Source organism: Streptomyces altiplanensis, assembly GCF_053591575.1.
In genome coordinates, this window is the sequence record NZ_JBSFUB010000093.1 from 1 (window position 1) to 19,988 (window position 19,988).

The 19,988-nt window shown below is 71.3% G+C and carries 15 protein-coding genes; 13 read left to right on the plus strand and 2 right to left on the minus strand.

The window, feature by feature from the left end; genetic code table 11:
• The 3 genes from ACWD0Y_RS29240 to ACWD0Y_RS29250 form a co-directional block, all read left to right on the plus strand.
• Nucleotides 1-913, plus strand: a 913-nt coding sequence (locus ACWD0Y_RS29240) for an aminoglycoside phosphotransferase family protein (RefSeq protein WP_450263323.1), incomplete at its 5' end; no start/stop codon positions are given.
• A gap of 142 nt (nt 914-1,055) precedes the next feature.
• Complete coding sequence (locus ACWD0Y_RS29245) at nt 1,056-2,606, plus strand: hypothetical protein (RefSeq protein WP_450263324.1); 1,551 nt, start codon at nt 1,056-1,058, stop codon at nt 2,604-2,606.
• Nucleotides 2,603-4,930 carry a glycosyltransferase gene (locus ACWD0Y_RS29250; protein ID WP_450263325.1) on the plus strand — a complete coding sequence of 776 codons (2,328 nt, stop codon included), beginning with the start codon at nt 2,603-2,605 and terminating at the stop codon, nt 4,928-4,930. The genes ACWD0Y_RS29245 and ACWD0Y_RS29250 overlap by 4 nt, the downstream gene beginning before the upstream one ends.
• A gap of 113 nt (nt 4,931-5,043) precedes the next feature.
• On the opposite strand, the gene ACWD0Y_RS29255 is transcribed toward ACWD0Y_RS29250, so the two are convergent.
• Both ACWD0Y_RS29255 and ACWD0Y_RS29260 read right to left on the minus strand, forming a co-directional pair.
• Nucleotides 5,044-6,378 (minus strand): alpha-2,8-polysialyltransferase family protein, encoded by a 1,335-nt coding sequence (locus ACWD0Y_RS29255; protein WP_450263326.1) that lies wholly within the window; start codon nt 6,376-6,378, stop codon nt 5,044-5,046.
• Nucleotides 6,378-7,385 carry a glycosyltransferase family 2 protein gene (locus tag ACWD0Y_RS29260; protein ID WP_450263327.1) on the minus strand — a complete coding sequence of 336 codons (1,008 nt, stop codon included), beginning with the start codon at nt 7,383-7,385 and terminating at the stop codon, nt 6,378-6,380. The genes ACWD0Y_RS29255 and ACWD0Y_RS29260 overlap by 1 nt, the downstream gene beginning before the upstream one ends.
• Nucleotides 7,386-7,572: 187 nt before the next feature.
• Between ACWD0Y_RS29260 and ACWD0Y_RS29265 the strand changes: the two genes are divergently transcribed.
• The 10 genes from ACWD0Y_RS29265 (at nt 7,573) to ACWD0Y_RS29310 (ending at nt 19,983) form a co-directional block, all read left to right on the plus strand.
• Nucleotides 7,573-8,868 (plus strand): DUF6716 putative glycosyltransferase, encoded by a 1,296-nt coding sequence (locus tag ACWD0Y_RS29265; RefSeq protein ID WP_450263328.1) that lies wholly within the window; start codon nt 7,573-7,575, stop codon nt 8,866-8,868.
• The gene (locus ACWD0Y_RS29270; RefSeq protein ID WP_450263329.1) at nt 8,865-10,121 is read left to right on the plus strand and encodes a cytidylyltransferase domain-containing protein; all 1,257 of its coding nucleotides are present in this window, start codon (nt 8,865-8,867) and stop codon (nt 10,119-10,121) included. The genes ACWD0Y_RS29265 and ACWD0Y_RS29270 overlap by 4 nt, the downstream gene beginning before the upstream one ends.
• 27 nt (nt 10,122-10,148) lie before the next feature.
• Nucleotides 10,149-11,075, plus strand: coding sequence for an N-acetylneuraminate synthase family protein (locus ACWD0Y_RS29275; protein WP_093799408.1), 927 nt, complete (start codon nt 10,149-10,151; stop codon nt 11,073-11,075).
• A gap of 21 nt (nt 11,076-11,096) precedes the next feature.
• Nucleotides 11,097-12,194: a hypothetical protein gene (locus tag ACWD0Y_RS29280; protein ID WP_450263330.1), complete on the plus strand. Its 1,098-nt coding sequence runs from the start codon at nt 11,097-11,099 to the stop codon at nt 12,192-12,194.
• Between the two features lie 255 nt (nt 12,195-12,449).
• Nucleotides 12,450-13,697, plus strand: a complete 1,248-nt coding sequence (locus tag ACWD0Y_RS29285) for an amidohydrolase (protein ID WP_450263331.1) — start codon at nt 12,450-12,452, stop codon at nt 13,695-13,697.
• Nucleotides 13,698-14,391: 694 nt separating this feature from the next.
• Complete coding sequence (locus ACWD0Y_RS29290) at nt 14,392-15,435, plus strand: BMP family lipoprotein (RefSeq protein ID WP_450263332.1); 1,044 nt, start codon at nt 14,392-14,394, stop codon at nt 15,433-15,435.
• A gap of 192 nt (nt 15,436-15,627) precedes the next feature.
• A complete protein-coding gene (locus ACWD0Y_RS29295) occupies nt 15,628-17,187 on the plus strand; it encodes an ABC transporter ATP-binding protein (RefSeq protein WP_450263341.1) in 1,560 nt (519 codons plus the stop codon).
• A complete protein-coding gene (locus ACWD0Y_RS29300) occupies nt 17,187-18,299 on the plus strand; it encodes an ABC transporter permease (protein ID WP_093799404.1) in 1,113 nt (370 codons plus the stop codon). Before ACWD0Y_RS29295 ends, ACWD0Y_RS29300 begins: the two co-directional genes overlap by 1 nt.
• Nucleotides 18,299-19,561: an ABC transporter permease gene (locus ACWD0Y_RS29305; RefSeq protein ID WP_450263333.1), complete on the plus strand. Its 1,263-nt coding sequence runs from the start codon at nt 18,299-18,301 to the stop codon at nt 19,559-19,561. Before ACWD0Y_RS29300 ends, ACWD0Y_RS29305 begins: the two co-directional genes overlap by 1 nt.
• Nucleotides 19,558-19,983, plus strand: a complete 426-nt coding sequence (locus ACWD0Y_RS29310) for a cytidine deaminase (protein WP_450263334.1) — start codon at nt 19,558-19,560, stop codon at nt 19,981-19,983. The genes ACWD0Y_RS29305 and ACWD0Y_RS29310 overlap by 4 nt, the downstream gene beginning before the upstream one ends.
• Nucleotides 19,984-19,988: the final 5 nt, after the last annotated feature.

The following is a 19,988-nucleotide window of genomic DNA, read 5'->3' on the forward strand; positions in this document are numbered from 1 at the left end:
CGGAGCCAGCGCGGCCGCCTCCCGGGCGGCGTGCATCGCGGTCGGCAGCAGCTCGGCGAAGAGCGCCATCCGCTCGTCCGGGGTCTCCCCGGCGTCGCCCGCGCTGCTCGGGGCGGACCCGGCGGCCCGCGTGCTGGTCATGGAGCATCTGGACGACCTGGGCCCCGCCGACGACTGGCTGCCCGCGTACGCCGACTCGCTCGCCCGGCTGCACGCGCTCACCGGACCGGCCGACGCCGGCGCGCTGCCCGCCTGGCCGGGTCCGACCGGCGCCGACGCCGACTCCTTCCTGGCGTTCGCGCGCACGCTCGGAGTGCCCCTCCCGCAGGGCGTCGACGGCGAACTCGCCGGTCTCCTCGGCCGGCTCGACCCCGCCCCCCACCACGCCCTGCTGCACGGCGACCCCTGCCCGGGGAACGACCTGCGCACCGCCACCGGCGTCCGGTTCGTCGACTTCGAGCACGCCTCGCTCGGCAACGGCCTCGTCGAGCTGGCCTACCTCCGCATCGGCTTCCCGACCTGCTGGTGCGCCATGTCGGTCACCGGCCCTCCGCTGTCGGAGGCCGAGGACGTCTACCGTGCCGCCTGGCGCGGCCTCACCGGCGCCGACGTGCCCGGCGACCTCGCCGACGCCTGCGCCGGCTGGCTCATCACCGGCGACGCCCTCGTCGAACGCGCGCGCCGCGGGTCCGTCGACCACCTCGCCCGGGTGTCCGCCGAGGACTTCCGCTGGGGCCCCGCCTCCGCCCGGGAACGGCTCCTGCACCGCCTCACCGTGGTCGCCGGACTGGCCCGCGACCACGACCGCCTGCACGCCCTCGGCCGCCTGAGCGACGCCCTCGCCGCACGGCTGCTGGAACGCTGGCACGCCCTGCGCCCCCTGCCCGCGCACAGCGGGCGGCCCTCGCTCTGACGGGCAGCGGGGACCCCGCCGCCGGTCCGGCGTACGACTATTTCCCTGTGCGACGAGGGGAGTTCACCCGCCGGTCGGTCGCGGTTCCTAGGGTGACGCGGACCCGCGATCTGCCAGCGGGGCTGAATGACCTTGGAGCATCATGACGAAGGCCCGCAACCGATGGCCGAGACCGCGCGACGGCGAGAACCCCACCGGCGCGCCGGACGGCCAGGCGCCGTCGAACGTGCCGCCTGCCGGGATCGGGGGAAGCAGGGGGATCACCCCGACCGGGCTCGACGAGTGCCTGCGCGCCTGCGCCGTGCACAGCGGCAAGCTCGTCGCCGGTCTCGACCGAAGGCGCACGGAACTCGCCGAGAAACTGCGGCAGTTGCTCGCCACCCGGGCCATGGCGCAGGCCCCCGCGCCGGCTGCGGCCGCCACCGGCGCCACCGCCCTGCTCCGGCGCGCCGCCAAGGCCCCGGCCGGCCACGCCGACGACCTGAGCGGTGAGCTGCTCGACGCGCTGCTCGCCGTCGGCAGCAAGGCGCTGGAGTGCGGTTACGACGACGAGCTGGGACTGGCCCTGCTCATCAGCGACACCGTCCTGACCCTGCGCAGGAACTCCCGGGCCGGCTGGCGGCTGCGCGCCCGCACGCTGGAGGCCCTCGGGGACGAGGCCGCCACCGTCGAGGCGTACGAGCGCTACCTCGCCCTGACGGACGACGACGGCTTCGGAGTGGCCCCCAAGATCGCCGGAATGCGGGAGGGCGGGCGGCGGCAGGACGAGCTGTTGCGGCTGCTGGAGCGCCAGTGCCCCGGGGCTGCGGCGTACTCCGCCGGACCGGCCACCGACGTCTGGGCCGAGGGTCTCGCGCTGCACGCGCGCGGCAGCCGGGAGGAGGCCGGACCGCGCCTGGTCGGCGCGCTGCTCGCGATGGAGCGCGACGGCAGCCCGGTCCAGGACGTCCAGGCGGCCGTGAGCCAGTACCTCGACCTGCGGATCGCGGCGAACGGCGGCGAGGCCGCGGAGCTGAGCGAACTGATCACGCTCTACGCCGGCCAGCGCAGGAACCGGATGCGCGGGCCGGTCGCCGACCCCACCTTCGGCGGCGTCGACTGGATCACCCTGGGCGAGTTCCGCAACCAGATAGCGGGCAAGTCCATCTGCCTGATAGCCAACTCCCAGCGGGTCGGGCGCGGCACGCTGGGAGCGGAGATCGACGCGTACGACCTCGTGGTGCGCTTCAACTCGTACAAGATCGACCCGGCCGCGACCGGCAGCCGCACCGACATCCACGCCACCATCCACAAGCACGGCTTCAACTGGGACCGGCCGGTCATGACCCGCCTCGTCTTCGGCGGGGTCTCCGGCGACTGGAAGCACTCGCTGCGCAACCGGCTGGTGCCGGGCGCCCAGAAGTACCTCGGCGACGAGTCGCTGCGCTGGCCGCTGCGCAACATCGGCAGGGTCGGCACGGACGTGTGGTCGTCCATCCCCACCAGCGGCTTCAACATGCTGTGGCTGCTGGACTTCCTCGATGTCAGCCCGACGCTCGACCTCATCGGTTTCGACTTCTACGAGAGCGGCGCCTACCGCCTCCAGGAAGCGATGCGGATGCCCATCACCTCCGTGCACGAATACACCAGCGAAAAGGCGTGGGTCATGGAACGCGCCCAGAGCGTCAGTGACATGAGGATCTCCCTGCGATGACATCCCCCGCCCAGGCCCCCGCGCCTGCCCCCGCCCACGCTCTCACCGGCAAGCGCCGCATCGCCTTCGCCAGCTTCGTCGACGAGAACTACCTGCCCGGTTTCCTCGTACTGCTGCGCAGTCTCGCGCTGTCCAACCCCGGCCTGTGCGAGGACTTCATCGTCCTCCACGACGACCTGAAGCCCTCCTCCGTCGCCCGCATCCGCGCCCTGCACCCGCGCATCGAGCTGCGCCGCGTCGACGCCGCCCGCTACGACACGTACGCCAAGGGCGACCAGGACAACTACCTGGTCCGCAAGGCGTACTTCATCCTCGACGTCTTCCGCATCCGCGACTACGACACCGTGATCACCCTGGACACCGACATGGTGGTCCTCGGCGACCTGGGCGAGCTGCTCAAACTGCGCGAGGGGCTGGCGGCCGTACCGCAGTTCTTCTACGGGCAGCACAAGCTCAACAGCGGTCTCCTCGTCATCCAGCGCGAGTACCTCAGCGACGAGTTCTGCGCGCGGATCGACGCCACCGGACGCAGCGGCGCGTACGAGCTCGACAAGCACGACCAGGGCATCCTCAACGCCGTGCTCGACGGGGACTTCGTCCAGCTCGACGCCCGCTACAACTTCGTCAAGCGGCGGCTGTCCGGCGACCTGCCCGTGCCGGACGACACCGCGATCCTGCACTTCACCGGGCGGCACAAGCCCTGGCAGGGCGGCGAGGCGGGGTACGCGAAGGCGGAGGAGCGCTGGCGCGAGTTCGAGCTGTCCGACGCGCAGTTCCACGCCGCGTACCTGGCGCTGGGCAAGGGCCTGCACCACGACCTGGTCGTGCACTTCGGCACCCCGCACGTCGAGCGCACCGGCGACGTGGAGAGCGCCCGCAGGGTCGCCGCCGCCCACATCGCGGCGGGCGAGTACCAGGAAGCGGTGGACCTGCTCGGGCGCGTACGCATCCCGCTGGACTCGGCCTGGCCGCACGAGGTGCTGGGCCACGCCCTGATGAGCGTGTCGCGGTACGACGAGGCCCGGGCGCAGTTGCTGCTGGCCACGGCCGCCCCGAACCGGGCCGCCACCGCCTTCGGCCGGCTCGCCCAGATCGCCTGGATCCACGGCGACGACGACGCGGCGCAGCGGTACGCGCTGGACGGGCTGCGGGTCGACCCGACCCACCGGGCGAACCGGCTGATGCAACGGCGTACGGAGAACCCGCCGCCCCCGCAGGAGGGCGTCGCCGCCGAGCAGCTCGCGCACGTCGCCTTCTACATGGAGCGCCAGGGCAACGCGGGCGACAAGCTGCTGCCCGAGAGCGTACGGCTGGCCTTCGACGCCGATCCCGGCCCCCGCCGCTGGCACTCCGTCCACGCCCACCGGCTCTTCGACGAGGCCGCCCTGGAGCGCGTCAACGCCCGGCGCGGACTGGTCATCGGCGGCGGCGGACTGTTCATCCCGGACACCGCGCCCAACGGCAACAGCGCCTGGCAGTGGAACGTCCCCGACGCGCTGCTGAACCGCATCGACGTACCCGTCATGGTGTACGCCGTCGGCTTCAACGCCTTCGACGGCCAGTCCTACCGGGCCGGGCGCTTCAACACCGCCCTGCGCACCCTCGTCGAGCGCGCCTCCTTCTTCGGGCTCCGCAACCACGGCTCGATCGAGAAGGTGCGGTCGCTGCTCCCCGCCGGGCTGCACGACAAGGTGCGCTTCCAGCCCTGCCCGACGACCGTCACCCGCCAGCTGGTGGCCGGCTGGACCGACCCGTCGCACCGCGAGGACACCGTGCTGGTCAACGCGGCGTACGACCGGGCGGGCCTGCGCTTCGGGCACGACTACGGCCACTTCCTCGCCGAGATGGCGAAGGCCGTGCGGGCGCTCGGCGCGCACGCCGAGGTGAAGTGCGTGGCCCACTCGCTCGACGACGAGAAGATCGCCTTCGACCTGCGGCGCGAGCACGGCATCTCGCTGCCGGTCATCCCGATGTACGACTTCGGCAACGACGCGATCAGGGACACGTACGCCCGCACCAAACTGGTGATCGGGATGCGCGGCCACGCGGGGATGATCCCGTTCGGCTGCGGTACGCCGATCATCAGCCTGATCTCGCACCCGAAGATGGCGTACTTCCTGTCCGACATCGAACGGCCCGAGTGGGGCATCTCCGTGCACGACAAGAACCTCGGGGCGGTGCTCACCGAGCGGGCGCTGGGCCTGCTCGACGACCACGCCGCGTCGGTGGCCGACGTGCACGGACGGCAGCAGGAGCTGTGGAAGGTGACCGAGGCGAACGCCGCGGACCTGCGGGTGATCCTGGGACGCCACCCGGCTCTCTGAGAACGAACGCGCACGAACGCGCACGAACGGGCACGAACGAAAGGGGGTGGGCCACCGACCGGTGGCCCACCCCCTTCGCCGTCGGCCCGTCGGCCCGTCGGCCCGTCGGCCCGTCAGCCCGTCGCGGCCCTCCGGAGCGCGGCCCGCTTCAGCGACCGCGCCCTGCGCACCACGCGCCGCAGCGCCGCGTTGCGCGGGATGAAGCCGAACTGCTTCGGGATCGCGCCCGGCAGCGCGAGCGTGGTCAGCCGGCGGCGCTTGAAGTAGCGCCAGGTGCTGCCCCGGAGGTGCTGGGCGAGGAAGCGCTCGGCCGCCGGCCGCAGGTCCGCGCGGATCTGCGGCTGCATCGCGAAGCCGACCGCCTTGAGCAGGCCCGCCAGGTCCGGCGGGCCGGCGTGCGCGCCGTCCTCTTCCAGGCCGGGGACCAGCGCGTCGACGATCGTGACCGGCACGCGGTTGCTGTTCTGGTACGGCGAGAGGCGTTCCAGGAGCAGGTCCGTGCCGGTGCGGGCCACCGGGATCGAGTAGAACGTGCTCGCCGTCAGCAGCGCCGTCGAGAAGCACCCGACCACCAGCGCGGGACGCAGCCGCTGGTACACCACCTCGGCCAGCACCGGGCTGTCCAGGACGGTCAGTTCGACGCCCAGTGTCTGCGCCTCGTGCTCCAGCAGGCGCGACCAGCGGGCCGGCGCCGTGGGGTGCGGCTTGAAGACGATCTGCCGGTGGCCCCGGTCGACGGCCCCGCGCAACATCGCCACGTGGAGGTCTTCCTCCTCCTCCGCGGTGAGGATCGAGAGCGCGGACAGGTACTGGCCGAGGAGGAGCGCCGAACCGGCGGGGAGCGACAGCTCCTCTTCCCCGTCGGACAGTTCGCCGAGCACCTTCAGGAAGGACTCCGTCGGTACGACCTCCGGCGGTACGCCGAACTCCCCGAGCAGCAGCGGGGTCAGGCCCGGCACCAGGTCCAGGTGGAGCAGGCGGCGTACGCGCGTGCCGACCAGCGGGTCGATCTTGTTGCGGGTCGGGCCGTAGCTCATCAGCCCGTCGGCGTACACGTCGACCGGCGCGTCCGTGAACAGCTGGGTGAGCGCCAGCGCCGGGTTGACCTGGATGGACTCGACGACCAGCTCCACCGTGTCGTCCCCGAGGCCCCACAGCAGCCTGAAGTGGCGCTCCCACAGCGGGATGTCGTCCGTGCGCGGCGACCAGGCGCCGGGATGGAAGGGCGCGAGGGCCTCGTTCCAGGACAGCACCCGGTCGAAGCGGTCGCGCAGCCGCTCGAAGCCCGGCATCTCGTCGAGGGAGGGCGTCGTCTCGGGGGTGGCGGCGTTGTTGCTGACGAGGAGCAGCCGCCGGCCGGCCGGAGCGAAGCAGTCGCTGTCGATGGCGGCGGCGAGCGTCGCGGCGCCGTACAGCGTGGAGGCGAAGAAGATCTGCGTCGTGGCCATCAGGCAGCGGCCTCCGGCGACACCTGCGCGGCCGGTGACGCCTGCGCGCCCACGGGACGGCGGTGGAGACGGCGCAGCCGCACGGAACGCTCGGCGTCCATCGAGTCCAGCGCGTCCTTCAGGACGTCCTGCGGCATCCGCTTGAGGGCCGCCGCGCTCATCGTCCGCAATTTCCGTGCCACGGCCGGTTCGAACCTTTCGATGCTTCCCAGATGGTGGGAGATGATGGCGCAGTACGTACGTACCGCCTTCGGCAGCAGCCGGTCCGCGTCGCGGTCCTCCGCCGTTTCCCCGACGACCTGGTCGAAGGCCCGGATGAAGTCGAGCTGCCGTACGTCACCGATCTGCGTGAGCGACGACGCGACGCCCCGCCGGTAGAAGACGCCCAGCATGCCGAGTACGGCGAAGCTTTCGGCCTCCCGGTGCAGCCGCCAGATCCACGGCCGGTCCTCGGCCGTGCGCAGGCCGTCGGTGAAGTGCAGCAGCCCCCGGTCGGCGAGCCTGCGGTGGTACATGCCGGCCCAGGCGTACGCGTAGTCGACGGAGGTGGACCGGCTGGCGGGCAGGATCGCCTCGCGCGGCGACATGACGACGCCGCGCCGGCCGTGCGGGACGCGGTGGACCGTACGCGTGCGCCCGGTGCACTGCACGTGGTCGGTGCGGACGAAGTCGCAGCCCAGCTCCTCCATGGCGGCGAGCAGACGCGCGTAGTGGCCGGGGGCCAGCCAGTCGTCGCCGTCGAGGAAGGTCAGGTACTCGCCGCGCGCCGCGTCGAGTCCGGTGTTGCGGGCGGTGGCCAGGCCGCCGTTGCGCTCGTGTCTGACCAGGACCGCCCCCGGGAGCTCACGCTCGGCGCGCCGGAGGATCTCCGGCGTCCCGTCGGTCGAACAGTCGTCGACGAGGATGAATTCGAAGTCCTCGCGGGCATTAGCGCGGAGGCTTCGAAGAGTGTCTGGGGCGTATGTCTGCACGTTGAAGAACGGCACGACGACAGAGAGCTTGACCACCCCCGCGACGCTAGGGCGCACTGCGGCATTCGCCGCGACCCCCACGGGGATGGCGGGTGAACGAAGAATGGCGGAATGGTTAACCCGCCTGTTTCCCGGGCGCCGACGCCGACCGTCGATGTGCTGTTAACCCTTTGTTGCGGCTGAGTTGGGCCGTCAATCGGAATGCCTCCCTAGTTTCTTCGATGTGCCAGCAAGTACCAGCAAAACCCTGCGGATCGCCGTGATCGCCGATTCCGACACGCGATGGAAATGGGGAGCGCTCACCGCTCGCCGCATCGCGCCGGAAGCGGAAATCAGCGGCTTCCTGCTGCGCGGCCGGGCCACCCCCACCCCCCGTCAGCTCGCCGAGGTCGGCGTGCCGGTCGAGGGTGTGCGGGAGGTGACCGCCGCCGAGTTCATCGGTGAGGTCGAGCACGAGGCGTACGACGTCGTCCTGCTCGCCCTCGTCGGCGGCGCCGTACAGGCGATGCTGCACGGCCTCGCGCCGCTGTGGCCGGACACCGGGCGCCGGCCCGTCATCGGCACGGGATACGTCGGCGTCGTCTACGAGAAGCTCGCTGACGGGCTGCTGCTGCGCCACGGCGCCGACATCGTCCTCGCCAACTCGCGCCACGACGCGGAGCGTTTCCGCGCGGTGTACGAGGGCGTGGGCGCCGACGCCTCGGCCGTGACGGAGGCCGCGCTGCCCTTCCTCGGCGGCGACAGCTACACCGGTACGGACACCCGCACCGTCGTCTTCGCGGCCCAGCCCTCCGTCCCGCAGTCCCGCGCCGACCGCGCCTACCTGCTGCGCCGCCTCGTCCAGCACGCCCGGCTGCACCCCGGCCGCGAGGTCCTCCTCAAACTCCGCAGCAAGCCGGGCGAGCACACCACGCACATCGAGGAACTGCCCTACCAGAAGCTCGCGGCCCGCATCGAAGGCGGTCCGCCGCCCAACTTCCGCCTCGTGTACGGGCACATGGGCGAGGTCCTGGACCGCGCCGACCTCCTCGTCACGGTCAGCTCGACCGCCGCCCTGGAGTCCCTGCACCGCCGCATCCCGACCGCCGTCCTCACCGACCTGGGCGTGCGCGAGGTCCTCGGCAACCACCACTTCCTCGGCTCCGGCTGCCTCGCCTCCTGGGACCAGCTCGACGCCGGCCACCGGCCGCGGGCCGACGAGGAGTGGCTGGCGGCGCAGGGCGTGGCCGCGGACGGCTCGTACGAGACGGCCTTCGACGCCGTGCGCGAGCGGGTCACCGCACTCCTGGAGCGCCCCGGCCTCCCGCCGGTCGCCCCCTACTACACCCCCGCCACCGCGCCGGGCTACCTCCCCGGCATCCTCGCCCGCCACCGCCTCGACGGCACGCACACCACCACCGCCGACGTCACCGGCGTACGCCGCGTCCTGCGCGACGCCGTGCGCGAGGCGGCGCGCGGGGCGTACCGCCACGGGGTGCAGCGCGTGGCGCCCGTCATCCGCCGCATGGGAGAACTGTGAACAGCCAGCCGCAGACCGACGCAGGGCCCGGACGCCGCGTCCTCGCCGTGATCCCCGCCCGCGGCGGATCCAAGGGCGTACCGGCGAAGAACCTCGCCCCCGTCGGCGGAGTGCCGCTCGTGGCGCGCGCCGTCCGGGCGTGCCTGGGCGCCGGCCGGGTCACGCACGTCGTGGTCTCCACGGACGACCCCGCCATCGCGGCGGCGGCGCGCGGCGCGGGCGCCGAGGTGGTGCCGCGCCCGGCCGGCATCGCGGGGGACACGGCGACCAGTGAGGCGGCCGTACTGCACGCCCTGGACGCCCACGAGGCGCTGCACGGCGCGGTGGTGGACGTGGTGCTGCTGGTGCAGTGCACGAGCCCGTTCCTGACGGGCGAGGACGTCGACGGCGTCTGCGCCGCGGTCGTCGAGGACGGCGCGGACACGGCCCACACGGTGGCCCCCTTCCACGGCTTCGTCTGGCGCGAGTCCGCCGGGTCCGCCGGGGACGCCGCGTCCGCCGCGGAAGGCGTCAACCACGACAAGAGCTTCCGCCCCCGCCGCCAGGACCGTCCGCAGGACTTCCTGGAGACCGGCGCGGCGTACGCCATGGACGCCGCCGGATTCCGCAAGGCCGGGCACCGCTTCTTCGGGCGGACCGCGCTCGTCGTCACGGACCCGGCCCGCGTCCTGGAGATCGACGACCCGCACGACCTGGCCCGCGCCCGCGCCCTCGCGCCGCTCCTCGACCCGCAGGAGGCACCGGGCGCCCTCCCCACCCGCGACGACATCGACGCCGTCGTCATCGACTTCGACGGCACCCAGACCGACGACCGGGTGCTGATCGACTCCGAAGGACGCGAACTCGTCGCCGTGCACCGCGGCGACGGGCTCGGCATCGCGGCCCTGCGCAAGGCGGGGCTCAAGCTGCTGATCCTGTCCACGGAACAGAACGCGGTGGTCGCCGCACGGGCCCGCAAGCTGCGCATCCCCGTGCTCCACGGCATCGACCGCAAGGACCTCGCCCTCAAGCAGTGGTGCGAGGAGCAGGGCGTGGCACCCGAGCGGGTGCTCTACGCCGGCAACGACGTCAACGACCTGTCCTGCCTGGCCCTCGTCGGCTGGCCGGTGGCGGTCGCCAACGCCCACGACACGGTGCGCGCGGCGGCGCGCGCCGTGACGGCGGTCCCGGGCGGCGAGGGCGCGATCCGCGAGATCGCCGCCTGGGTCCTCGGCCCGTCACTCACCACCGGCACCCCCACCCTCACCCCGTAACTCACCCCCCGTAAGGAAAAGATCCACATGAGCACCAACTCCCGCCTCCGCACCCTCGGTTCCAAGACCGCGGGCCCGGGCCACCCCGTCTACGTCACCGGCGAGATCGGCATCAACCACAACGGCGACATCGAGAACGCCTTCGCGCTCATCGACGCCGCCGCCGACGCCGGCTGCGACGCGGTCAAGTTCCAGAAGCGCACCCCGGAGATCTGCACCCCGCGCGACCAGTGGGACATCGAGCGGGACACCCCGTGGGGCCGGATGACGTACATCGACTACCGTCACCGCGTCGAGTTCGGCGAGGACGAGTACCGCGCCATCGACGAGCACTGCAAGAAGCGCGGCATCGACTGGTTCGCCTCCCCGTGGGACACCGAGGCCGTCGCCTTCCTGGAGAAGTTCGACGTACCCGCCCACAAGGTCGCCTCCGCGTCCCTCACGGACGACGAGCTGCTGCGCTCGCTGCGCGCCACCGGCCGTACGGTCATCCTCTCCACCGGCATGTCGACGCCGCGCCAGATCCGCCACGCCGTGGAGGTGCTGGGCAGCGACAACATCCTGCTCTGCCACGCCACGTCGACGTACCCGGCGAAGGCCGAGGAGCTCAACCTGCGCGTGATCAACACGCTCCAGGCCGAGTACCCCAACGTCCCGATCGGCTACAGCGGCCACGAGACCGGCCTCCAGACGACGCTGGCCGCCGTCGCCCTCGGCGCCGCGTTCGTCGAGCGCCACATCACCCTCGACCGCGCCATGTGGGGCTCCGACCAGGCCGCCTCCGTCGAGCCCGGCGGCCTGACCCGCCTGGTCCGCGACATCCGCACCATCGAGGCCTCCCTCGGTGACGGCGTCAAGAAGGTGTACGAGTCCGAGCTCGGTCCGATGAAGAAGCTGCGCCGGGTCGCGGGTGTCGTCGCCGAGGGCGCCGACCGCGAGCCCGTCGCGGTCTGACGGACCGAGGTCGAAGTCGCCGTGAACGGCACCCCCGGCCCCTCCGCCACCGAGGCCCTCGAGGCGTCCCACGCCTCCGAAGCCTCCGAGACCCTCGCCTTCGTCGAGAGCCCCGTCCAGCTCCTGAACGTCCTGGAGTGGGCCCACGCGCAGGCGGAGCCCCAGAGGCACGGCCTCACGGTCGTCGTCCTGTCGCCCACCGACCCCATGACCCGCGGCCAGCTGCGGCGCATGGCGGAGCTCGCCCGCCACGAAGGCATGCGGGTGCGGTGGGAGGAGGCCCGTGGCGGGGCGGGGGCGCCGTTCCAGACCATCGGCGGGCTGGCGTCCGCCCTGCGCCGGGCGCGCCGCGTCGTCATCGGCGACCCGTTCTCGCGGTACGTGCAGCTGCTGCTGATGATCACGCGCGCCCGGGACCTGGTCGTCGTCGACGACGGCACGGCCACCATGGAGTTCATCGCCCAGCTCACCGGCGGCGAGCGCCTGGAGCGCTGGCACCGGCGCGGCGGCCGCCGGGCGGCGCGCGACTTCGTCTTCGGGCCGGTTTCGGCGGCGGCGCGCCGCCGCCTCACCCCGTCGCCCACCCGCACCGTCGAGATCTTCACCTCGATGCCCGTGGAGCGGGCCCCGGGGATCACCGTCACCGCCAACGGCTTCGGCTGGACCCGGGCCCGCTTCGGGCCGCCCCGCGTCTCGCGCGGCGCCGACCTGGTCGGCACCTCGCTGGTCGAGACGGGGGTCGTCGACCCCGACCGGTACGTCGAGGCGGTCTCCGCCCTGGCCCGGACCCACGGCGCCACCCGCTACTTCGCCCACCGCCGCGAGAGCACCGACAAGCTGCACCGCCTCGCCGTCGAGACGGGCCTGGAGATCGTCCGCCCCGACCTGCCGCTGGAGCTCATAGCCCGGCGCGGTCCGATCGGCCGTACGATCCTCAGCTTCCCCTCGACCGTCGTGCACACCCTTCCGCTCGCGCTGGCGGGCACGGGCGTACGGGTCGCGGTCTGCGACGTGAACCCGCAGTGGCTGCGGGACACGGCCTCACCCCGCGCCCAGGGCTTCCTGTCGGGCGTCACCACCACGGCCCGCGACGTCCAGCGTCTCCCGGCCCTGGGCTGAATGTCCGCCGAATGTCTAGTTCGACACATATGTGACATCGCACACGAGGGAGCGGGTCCGGCGCACGGGGAGGCGGGCCGCGGGGCCGACCCGGTAGGGGGCAAAACACCAGCTCGACGGCGCAATGAGGGCGGCGCAGCTTACCCACCCCGGCCGGGCCCCATGCACCGCGCGACCGTTTTTCTTTCCCCTATGCGACTGAAGTTTTGTAGATCACTGGTCAGTCACCCCCCTGAGGCGCCTACCCTTTCAGAGATGAGCCACCTGATCTGCGAGTCCGAAGAAGCAGCACTGCCCGGGATGGTCCCGCTCCCCGGCACGCTGCCCGAGAGCCTGCGTCTTGAGCTGATCGCCTTCCGTCGCGACCTGCACATGCACCCCGAGCTCGGCAATCAGGAGTTCCGCACCACCGCGGCGATCAAGGCCCGCCTGGAGCAGGCAGGTCTGGCGCCGCGTGTGCTTCCCTCGGGCACCGGGCTCATCTGCGACATCGGCACGGACCGGGCCGACGCCGCCGGCCGCGACGGCGTACGTCCGATCCTGGCCCTGCGCGCCGACATCGACGCGCTGCCCATCCCGGACACCAAGACGGGCGTCCCGTACCGCTCCACCGTCCCCGACCGCGCGCACGCCTGCGGCCACGACGTCCACACCACGGTGGTGCTCGGCGCCGGCCTGGTCCTCGCCGACCTGGCCCGCCAGGGCCTGCTGACGCAGCCGGTACGGCTGATCTTCCAGCCCGCCGAGGAGATGATGCCCGGCGGCGCGCTCGGCGTGATCGAGGCCGGCGGTCTCGACGGCGTGGGCAGGATCATCGCGGTGCACTGCGACCCCAAGGTCGACGCGGGCCGCGTCGGTCTGCGCACCGGCCCGATCACCTCGGCCTGCGACCGGATCGAGATCTCGCTGGACGGCCCCGGCGGCCACACCGCCCGCCCGCACCTCACCACCGACCTGGTCACGGCCGTCGCCAGGGTCGCCACCGACGTCCCGGCGCTGGTCGCCCGCCGCGTCGACGCGCGCGCGGGACTCGCGGTGACCTGGGGCCGCATCGAGTCCGGTCACGCCTGCAACGTCATCCCGCAGCGCGCCGTACTCGCCGGCACCGTCCGCTGCCTGGACCTCGGCGCCTGGCACGAGGCCCCGGACCTGATCCACGCCGCGATCGACGAGATCGCGACCCTGCACGGCGCCAAGTCGGAGATCAACTACGTCCGCGGCGTCCCGCCGGTCGTGAACGAGCACGCCGTCACCGAGCTGCTCACCGACGCGATGGCCGCCCGGCGCGGGCTGCACGCGATCGAGGACACCGAGCAGAGCCTCGGCGGCGAGGACTTCTCCTGGTACCTGGAGCAGGTCCCGGGCGCGATGGCCCGCCTGGGCGTGCGCACCCCGGGCGACACCGCCCGACGCGACCTGCACCGCGGCGACTTCGACGTGGACGAGGCCGCGATCGAGGCCGGCGTCGAGCTCTTCACCGCCGCCGCGTTGCTCAAGGGCTGAGCCGCGTGACTACGTGAGACGGTCCGCCGATGTTCTCGGCGGACCGTCTCACCTCGATGTTCTGTTCTGGCTCAGACCGCCGAAATCTCGGCCTTGAGGCTGACGACCCCCGCGTTCCCGCTGCTGCCACATGATGCCGTCGAGGTCTTGCCTGCTCGCGTGTTCACCCACGGGCCCCAGACCCCGAACTTCGTCCCGTGTGGGTTGGCGCACCAAATCTTGACCCTGTGCGTGTCGAAGCGCGTTCCCCCGCCTGTACATTTCGCGCTCCCGGACGTTCCGCCAGCTGACTTCCAGGTCTCGCACGTGGCGCTAGCGGCTGCGGGTGAAGCCATGCTGATGAGCGCCGCACTGGTCGCAATGCTCATGCCAATTGCGGTGAAAGTAAATTTTCGGGTCCTCAACGGGATCCCCTCCCCTTTGGTGGCCGACTCGGCCTGTGGTCATCGATCACGGTAGTCCACGAGATCATCTGCCGCGTCGTTCGTGTGTACTAATTGGCTTGATCGTGTCGCTGTGGGTTGCCTTCACGGCAGGGTGGTGCGCTGCCCAGGGTCGCCTGCCGAACCGTGGCGGTTCGCGACGATCCGATAACGACTGATGAACGCTCCCTTAACTGACATCTACGCGCGTTACGATCGCCGCGAAACCAGCGCCGGCAGAGGCGCTTCGGTCAGGTTGAAGGAGCCCTCCCGTGCGCCGGGTAACCAGAATTGCCACTGTGGCCATCGCGTCCACAGCCCTCGCGTTCTCCGCCACCGCGTGTGGCAAGACGTCGGACTCCGCTTCCGGCTCGAAGGAGCCCAGCGCCGCCATCGCGTACGACATCGGCGGCCGCGGCGACCAGTCCTTCAACGACGCCGCGTACGCCGGCCTGGAGAAGGCCGAGAAGGGCCTTGACATCAAGGGCAACGACCAGGAGCCCTCCGAGGGCGAGTCGGACGCCGACAAGGTCCAGCGCCTCACCGAGCTGGCCCGCTCCGGCAACAACCCGGTGATCGGCGTCGGCTTCGCCTACGCGCCGGCCATCAAGAAGGTCGCGCCGAAGTTCCCGAAGACCACCTTCGGCATCATCGACGACACCTCGGTGACCGGCAAGAACATCGCGAACCTGGTCTTCAACGAGGAGCAGGGCTCCTACCTCGCCGGCGTCGCCGCCGCCAAGGCCACCAAGACCAACAAGGTCGGTTTCATCGGTGGCGTCGAGGTCCCGCTGATCAAGAAGTTCGAGGCGGGCTTCGCCCAAGGCGTCAAGGACACCAACCCCCAGGTCGAGGTGCTCAAGCAGTACCTGACCCAGCCGCCGAACACCGACGGCTTCTCCAAGCCCGACCTCGGCAAGGCCGCCGCCGAGGGCCAGCTCGACAAGGGCGCCGACGTGGTCTACCACGCCGCGGGTCTCGCGGGCTCCGGCGCGATCGAGGCCGCTGCCAACAAGGGCAAGTGGGCCATCGGCGTCGACTCGGACCAGTACGAGCAGCCCGGTCTGGCGAAGTACAAGGACAAGATCCTCACTTCGGTGACCAAGGACGTCTCCGACTCGGTCTACAACCTGATCAAGTCGGTCAAGGACGGCAAGCCGCAGTCCGGTGAGGTCCGTTACGGCCTCGCGGAGGACGGTGTCGGCCTGTCCGACTCCAACCCGGCGTACCAGAAGATGACGGACCTCATCGCCGCCGTCGACAAGGCGAAGGCCGACGTCGTCGCCGGCAAGGTCAAGGTCAGGACCGCGCCGTAGGGCCACCGGTCACGACGTGAGACCCGGGGGACCGGGGAGGCGGTTTCTGCCGCCTCTCCGGCCCCCGGGCCGCATACCGCCCAGCTCTTTTTGATATTCGGCAGAACTACGCGCGTAGAAGCTTTTCGGCACGATAGTTTCGCCGCGCCCCGCATCCTGCCTCCCGCTCCTTTCCGCCAAGGAGAGTGCGTCATCAACGCGTCCAGCCCGCCCCCCGCCGTAGAACTGCACGGCATCACCAAGCGCTTCCCCGGCGTCGTCGCCAACCACGACATCGACATCACCATCCGCAAGGGCACCGTGCACGCCCTCGTCGGTGAGAACGGTGCCGGAAAGTCGACCCTGATGAAGATCCTCTACGGCATGCAGAAGCCGGACGAGGGCACCATCACCATCGACGGGGAGCAGGCCGCTTTCCACAGCCCCGCCGACGCCATCGCACGCGGCATCGGCATGGTGCACCAGCACTTCATGCTCGCCGACAACCTCACCGTCCTGGAGAACGTCGTCCTCGGCGGCGAGAAGCTGTACGGCATCGGCAACAAGGCCCGCGACAAGATCAAGGAGATCTCGGACGCGTACGGACTGAACGTGCGCCCCGACGCCCTGGTCGAGAACCTCGGCGTGGCCGACCGCCAGCGCGTGGAGATCCTCAAGGTCCTCTACCGCGGCGCCCGCATCCTCATCCTCGACGAGCCGACCGCCGTGCTCGTGCCGCAGGAGGTCGACGCACTCTTCGCCAACCTCCGCGAGCTCAAGGCCGAGGGTCTGACGGTCATCTTCATCTCGCACAAGCTGGGCGAGGTCCTGTCGGTCGCCGACGACATCACCGTCATCCGGCGCGGCACGACCGTGGGCACCGCCGACCCGGCGAACACCACCCCCAAGCAGCTCGCCGAGCTGATGGTCGGCAGCGAACTCCCCTCGCCCGAGACCCGCGAGTCGACGGTCACCGACGTACCGATGCTCCGCATCGACGACCTCCAGCTCAACGCCGTCGACCCCGACGGCGCCGTGCGCGAGGTGCTCGCCGGGATCTCCCTCACCATCCACAAGGGCGAGGTCCTCGGCATCGCGGGCGTCGAGGGCAACGGCCAGGCGGAGCTCGTCGAGGCGATCATGGGCATGCGTGACCCGGACGGCGGCGTCATCACGCTCGACGACGCCGACATCTCGCACGCGCCCACCCGCAAGCGCCGCGAGCGCGGCATCGGTTACATCCCCGAGGACCGCCACCGGCACGGCCTGCTCCTCGAAGCGCCGCTGTGGGAGAACCGCATCCTCGGCCACGTCACCGAGGAGCCCAACTCCAAGCGCGGACTGCTCGACCTGAAGGCGGCCCGCGCCGACACCGAGCGGATCGTGCGCGAGTACGACGTCCGCACCCCCGGCATCGAGGTCACCGCGGCCTCGCTGTCCGGCGGCAACCAGCAGAAGCTGATCGTCGGCCGCGAGATGAGCCACGCCCCCAAGCTGCTGATCGCCGCGCACCCCACGCGCGGTGTGGACGTCGGCGCGCAGGCGCAGATCTGGGACCAGATCCGCGAGGCGCGCCGCGAGGGACTGGCCGTACTGCTGATCTCCGCCGACCTGGACGAGCTGATCGGGCTCTCCGACACCCTGCGGGTCATGTACCGCGGCCGCCTGGTCGCGGACGCCGACCCGGCCACCATCACCCCGGAGGAACTGGGCTCGGCCATGACCGGCGCCGCCACCGGTCACCTGGAGCACGCCCCGGAGGACGAGGCCTGATGAAGAAATTCGACAAGGACCGGCTGATCCTGGGCCTCGCCGGCCCAGTGCTCGCGCTGGTCGTCGCCATCGCGCTCACCTCGGTGGTGCTGCTCGCCTCGGGCCGCGACCCGATCGAGCCGTACACGCTGATGATCGAGAACGCCGCGTACGCCGACATCCAGGTGCTGATCCTCAACCAGGCCGGCACGTACTACCTGGCGGCGCTCGCCGTCGCCGTCGGCTTCCGGATGAACCTGTTCAACATCGGTGTGGACGGCCAGTACCGGCTCGCCGCGATGATGGCGGCCCTGGTCGGCGCCAGCGTCGACCTGCCCGGGCCGCTGCACATCGCCCTCATCGTTATCGTCGCGATGCTGACCGGTGCCTTCTGGGCCGGTATCGCGGGCATCCTGCGGACCATCCGGGGCGTGAGCGAGGTCGTCTCCACGATCATGCTCAACGCGATCGCCACCAGCCTCATCGCCTGGCTGATCCTCCCCGACAACTTCGGCGTCCAGCCGGAGGGCTCCAACGACCTCACCACGGGCGAGATCGCGGAGTCCGGCTGGTTCCCGAGCGTGAGCATGGGTGACGGCGGCGAGATCTACGGCTTCACGTTCGTCGCCTTCGCCCTCGGCATCGTCTACTGGTTCGTCCTCAACCGGACCCGCTTCGGCTTCGACCTGCGCGCCACCGGCGCCAGCCAGACCGCCGCCGCGGCCTCCGGCGTCGATGCCAAGAAGATGATCCTGACCGCGATGCTGATCTCGGGCGGAGTCGCCGGCCTGGCCGGAATGCCGACGCTGCTGGGCGACACCCACACGTACAGCCTCAGCTTCCCGACCGGCATCGGCTTCACGGGCATCACCATCGCCCTGCTCGGCCGCAACAACCCGGTCGGCATCCTGTTCAGCGCGCTGCTGATCGCCTTCCTCGACAAGGCGTCCGCCGTACTCGACCAGTACGGCTACGAAAAGGAAATCGCCACGATCATGCAGGGCCTGATCGTGATCGCGGTCGTCGTCAGTTACGAACTCGTCCGCCGCTACGGGCTCCGCCGCCAGCAGCAGAAGGTGGGCGAGGAGCTCGCCGCAGCCGCCCGCAAGAACCGTGAGGAGGTGGCGGCGTAATGAGTACCAGCACTGTCTCCGCCGTGAGCGCGGCGCCCAAGAAGAGCGCCCGCCGCAAACTGTCCGTCCCCGTCATCCTGCTGATCATCGCGGGCGGGCTCGCCCTGGTCTCGCTGGTGCGCCTCGTCAGCGGCGCCGACGACCTGACCTCCGTCGGCCAGGTCTCCGGCGCGCTCCAGCTCGCCGTCCCGATCGGTCTCGCCGGTCTCGGCGGCCTGTGGGCCGAGCGTGCGGGCGTCGTCAACATCGGCCTCGAAGGCATGATGATCCTGGGCACCTGGTTCGGCGCGTACGCCGGCTACCAGTGGGGCCCGTGGTCGGGCGTCGCCCTCGGCATCCTCGGCGGCGCGCTCGGCGGTCTGCTGCACGCGGTCATCACGGTCACCTTCGGCGTGAACCACATCGTCTCCGGTGTGGCCATCAACATCCTGGCCGTGGGCGCCACCCGCTACCTCTCCAACTTCACCTTCGACAAGGCCGCGGGCGGTTCCTCCAAGCAGTCCCCGCGCATCGACGAGATCACGAAGATCACCATCCCGGGGCTCTCCGACTGGCTGCGGGACATCCAGGGCAAACACTGGTTCTTCGTCTCGGACGTCGCGGGCGTCCTCGGCGGCCTGCTCACCAACCTCTCCCTGCTGACCGTCCTCGCGCTGCTGCTGATCCCGGCCACCGTCTGGATCCTCTGGCACACGGCCTTCGGCCTGCGCCTGCGCTCCTGCGGCGAGAACCCGGTGGCCGCGGAGTCCCTGGGCGTCAACGTCTACAAGTACAAGTACATCGCCGTCGTCGTCTCCGGCGGCCTCGCCGGCCTCGCGGGCGCCTTCCTCGCCATCGTCGCCACCGGCATCTACCAGGAGGGCCAGACCGGCGGCCGCGGCTACATCGGTCTCGCCGCGATGATCTTCGGCAACTGGATGCCGGGCGGAATGGCGCTGGGTGCCGGCCTCTTCGGCTTCACCGACAGCCTCAAGCTGCGCGGCGGCGCCGAGAACGTCCACGCGATGCTGCTCCTGCTGGCGATCCTGCTGCTGATCGTCCTGTTCTGGCAGCTGTACAAGAAGAAGTACGTGCCCGCGGCGGTCTCCGCCGTCGCCGCCGCGGCCCTCTTCACCTGGTACGCGCTCACCGACGAGGTCCCGAGCCAGTTCGTGGACGCCGCGCCGTACGTCACCACCCTGCTCGTCCTGGCGCTCTCCGCACAGCGGCTCCGCATGCCCAAGGCCAACGGCATTCCGTACCGCAAGGGCCAGGGCAAATGACGCGAGGAGCGGCGGCCGTCGACTGGGACGCCCTGCGGGAGGCGGCGCGCGAGGCCATGTCGCGCGCGTACGCCCCCTACTCGGGCTTCCCGGTCGGCGCCGCGGCCCTCGTCGACGACGGCCGCACCGTCACCGGCTGCAACGTGGAGAACGCCTCCTACGGCCTCTCCCTGTGCGCCGAATGCGGCCTCGTCTCGCAGCTCAACGCCACCGGCGGCGGCCGTCTGACGCACTTCACCTGCGTCGACGGCCGGGGCGAGATCCTGATGCCCTGCGGCCGCTGCCGGCAGCTGCTGTACGAATTCGGCGGCCCCGCGCTACTGCTCGACACGTCGGCGGGTATCCGTACCCTCGCCGACATGCTCCCCGACGCCTTCGGCCCCCAGCACCTGGCGCCCGGCACCCCGGAAGGAACCCGATAAACCCC

What these genes read in the sequence shown, in the direction of transcription:
- ACWD0Y_RS29245 (WP_450263324.1), top strand. Translation starts at nt 1,056, where the DNA reads ATGACGAAGGCCCGCAACCGATGGCCGAGACCGCGCGACGGCGAGAAC.
- ACWD0Y_RS29250 (WP_450263325.1), top strand. Translation starts at nt 2,603, where the DNA reads ATGACATCCCCCGCCCAGGCCCCCGCGCCTGCCCCCGCCCACGCTCTC.
- ACWD0Y_RS29255 (WP_450263326.1), bottom strand. Translation starts at nt 6,378, where the DNA reads ATGGCCACGACGCAGATCTTCTTCGCCTCCACGCTGTACGGCGCCGCG.
- ACWD0Y_RS29275 (WP_093799408.1), top strand. Translation starts at nt 10,149, where the DNA reads ATGAGCACCAACTCCCGCCTCCGCACCCTCGGTTCCAAGACCGCGGGC.
- ACWD0Y_RS29285 (WP_450263331.1), top strand. Translation starts at nt 12,450, where the DNA reads ATGAGCCACCTGATCTGCGAGTCCGAAGAAGCAGCACTGCCCGGGATG.
- ACWD0Y_RS29300 (WP_093799404.1), top strand. Translation starts at nt 17,187, where the DNA reads ATGAAGAAATTCGACAAGGACCGGCTGATCCTGGGCCTCGCCGGCCCA.
- ACWD0Y_RS29305 (WP_450263333.1), top strand. Translation starts at nt 18,299, where the DNA reads ATGAGTACCAGCACTGTCTCCGCCGTGAGCGCGGCGCCCAAGAAGAGC.
- ACWD0Y_RS29310 (WP_450263334.1), top strand. Translation starts at nt 19,558, where the DNA reads ATGACGCGAGGAGCGGCGGCCGTCGACTGGGACGCCCTGCGGGAGGCG.